The organism is Sphaerotilus sp. (genome assembly GCF_041083715.1).
GTDB lineage: Bacteria > Pseudomonadota > Gammaproteobacteria > Burkholderiales > Burkholderiaceae_C > Sphaerotilus.
This window is the reverse complement of record NZ_JBFPGY010000175.1, coordinates 1-2,964: the sequence shown is the minus strand read 5'-3', so window position 1 is coordinate 2,964 and position 2,964 is coordinate 1. Positions and strand designations below refer to the sequence as shown.

Here is a 2,964-nt window from a genome sequence, read left to right as displayed (position 1 = left end):
GGCAGCCAGGCGTAGTAGGCGCGCCAGGCTTCCGGCAGACGCTCCTCGTACACCCGCCATGCACTGCCGCTGGACTGCTCGCCGCGGGTGGCGATCTGCGAATCCCGGCCCAGCCCGTTGCCCAGCAGCGCCGCGCCCGGCGGCACCGGATCGCTGATCACCACCCAGCCGAGGTCGGCCATCGCCGTCACCTTCAACTGCACGCGCAGCACGTCGCCCCGGGTCCACTGGCCCGCGGTCTTCTGCTCGACGCCGGTCACGCTGCGCTCGATGCGGTAGCCGGCGCTGAACGGCACCTTCAGCGGCACGGCGGCCAGGCTCTGCAGGGCGACCCACGGCTTGCCGGTGCCCTGCTGCGTGACCGTCAGCGTGGCCGGTGCCGCCGAGGCCGCGGCCGACGCTGGCGCCGCCCACGGCAAGCCCATTGCCCCACCGCCCGCCTGCTTCGCCCAGTCGAGTTCGCGCGTCGCCGTGCCCAGCGTGGCACGGCTGCGGCCCGTGACCGGCGTCGATTCATGCACCGCCGAGAAGCGGTCCAGCGCCAGCGTGGTCCAGACGTTGGCCGTCGTCGTCGCGAAGGCGCCGCTGCGCTGGGCGTCGAGGCGGGCCATCAGGCCGGTGACGAGGCGCGGCAGGTCTTCGCGCCAGCCCGCGCCGTCGTCCACCGCGGTCAGCAGCAGCCGCGCCGCATTGGCGTCCGCGCCGGTCATCAGCCACCACCACGCATCGCCCGGCTCGTCGGCGAACTTCAGCGTCGTGCCGCCCGCAACCAGTCGGGCGCGCAGCAGGTTGCGCGCTTCGTCCACGCGCTGCGCCTGCTGCGGGATGCCTTCGACGCGGCGCAGGATCGCCAGCCAGTCGATCAGCGCCCCGGTCGGCCATTGCTGCGGCGCGATCTCCAGCGAGCCGAGCAGCCGCGCCGTCGCCCGGCCGTGCCGCGACAGCGCCTCGATCGCGGCGAGCTTGCGCACGTCGCGCTCCAGCGCATCGCCCCGCGGTGAGGGCAGGCGCCGCTCCAGCCGGCCTTCGACGAACGCGGTCAGCCCGCCTAGCATCGCCTCGCGCGGCGCGTCCGGGATCTGCCAGCCCGCCGCCTGCGACGCCGCCAGCACATACGCCGTCAGCGCATCGCTGCCTCCACCCGCACCACCCACGCTGTCCGACGACGGCGGGAAGTAGTGCGCGAGGCCGTCGCTGTCGAGGTAGCTCGGCAATTCGCCCATCAGCGCGGTCCACGCCGCCGTGTCGTGCAGGCCGATCGACCGCGAGGTCTTCTGCTCCAGGCAGCGGTACGGGTACAGCTCGAAGTAGCGCCGGATGCCTGGCAGCGCACCGGCCAGCGTCGGCTTGAGCGTCACCTGCACGCCGCCCAGCCCCGGCAGCGCGTCCGCCGTCGGCGCGACCGGCCAGCTCACGGCGCCGTCGAGCTGGCGGATCGTCGCCTGCTGCACGCGCACCGGGACGGCGGGCTGCACCTGCTGCACGACCTTGATGCGGTCCCGTGCCGGCTGCCCGCCCGCTGCGACACCCACCTCCTCGACACCGCCTTCCCAGGTCAGCGCCGTCACGTCCTGCGGCACCGCGACCTTCCAGCGCACTTCCGTGGCCGCGCCCGCCGCGATCGAGACCTGCTGCGCCGGCTGGCCGGTCAGCGTGGCCTTGACCTGCATCGCCCGCGCCGTCGTGTTGCGCAGCGTGTAGAGCGCCTCGAACTGGTCGCCGCCGCGCACCAGCGTCGGCAGGCCGGCGAGCATCTGCAGATCCTGGCTGACGCGGATCGACGCGCTGCCCGTGCCGAACTGGTCCGCGCCGCCCGAGCCACCACCCGCCACACCGTCAGCGATCGCCACCAGGCGGAAGCTGGTCAGCGCATCGTTCAGCGGCACGTCGATCGTGGCGCGGCCCTGCGCGTCGAGCTTCACCGCCGGTTGCCACAGCAGCAGCGTGTCGAACAGCTCGCGGGTCGGGTTGTGGCCGCCGCTGCCGCCGGGGGCGAGGGCCTTGCGGCCGTAGTGGCGCCGGCCGATGATCTCGTTCTGCGCGGTGGACGTTTCCACGCCCCAGGCCCGCGGCTGGAACATCGCCTCCAGCAGCTCCCACGAGCTGTTCGGCATCAGCGCCAGCAGCCCCTCGTCCACCGCTGCAAACGCCACCTCGCCACCCGCCAGCGGCTGCCCGCCACGCAGCACCTGCACCACCGTCCTGGCCGTCTGGCGCACGCCGTACTGCGGCTGCGCGGGCGTGACCTTCACCTCCAGCCGGTGCTCGTCCAGCCCGATGCGCAGCGCCGCCACGCCGAGCTTGAACGCCGGCTTGGCCAGATCGACCATCGCGGTCGGCGCCTGGTACTGCGGCCCTTCATGGCGCCAGGCGTTCCACCACAGCGACGGCGCCTTCCAGCCCCAGTCGAAGAACGAGTACCACGGCACCTGCCGGATCCGCCCGCGCAGCACCAGCGCGCTGACGTACACGTTCGGCGCCCAGCTCCCGCCCGACGCCGACGCCTTCGGAATCGGCACCTCGATCACCGGGTCACTGCCCCGCAGCGTCACCACCTTCGCGTCGAGCACGCCCTCGCGCTCGACCGTCACCAGCACCGTCGCCTCGCGGAACGGCATGCGCACCTGCAGCCGCGCCGTCTCGCCCGGCTTCAGGTCGCGCTTCTCGGGCAGCAGGTCGATGCGGTCGTCGTTGTCCTGCGCGAACCAGAGTTCACCGCCCAGGCTGACCCAGACCGAGGTGGTCGATTCAGCCTGCTTGCCGGCGCTGTCGGTGGCCTGCGCGATCAGGTGGATCTCGCCCGAACTCGCCACGTCGAGGTCGCACACCAGCAGCCCGCGGGCGTCGGTCCTGCCGCTGCACAGCGTGCCGAGGTCCTTCACCTGCTCCTTCGAGTCGTAGGCGTAGAAGCCGCCGACCACCTTCTGGCGCGTCGTCAGCGCGGTGCGCAGCTCGCCGCGCAGC

General features: G+C 73.1%; 1 protein-coding gene. It reads right to left on the bottom strand.

Annotated elements, in window-relative coordinates:
• On the bottom strand, positions 1 to 2,964 hold a 2,964-nt coding region (locus AB3X43_RS07830), incomplete at both ends, for an alpha-2-macroglobulin family protein (protein ID WP_369429294.1).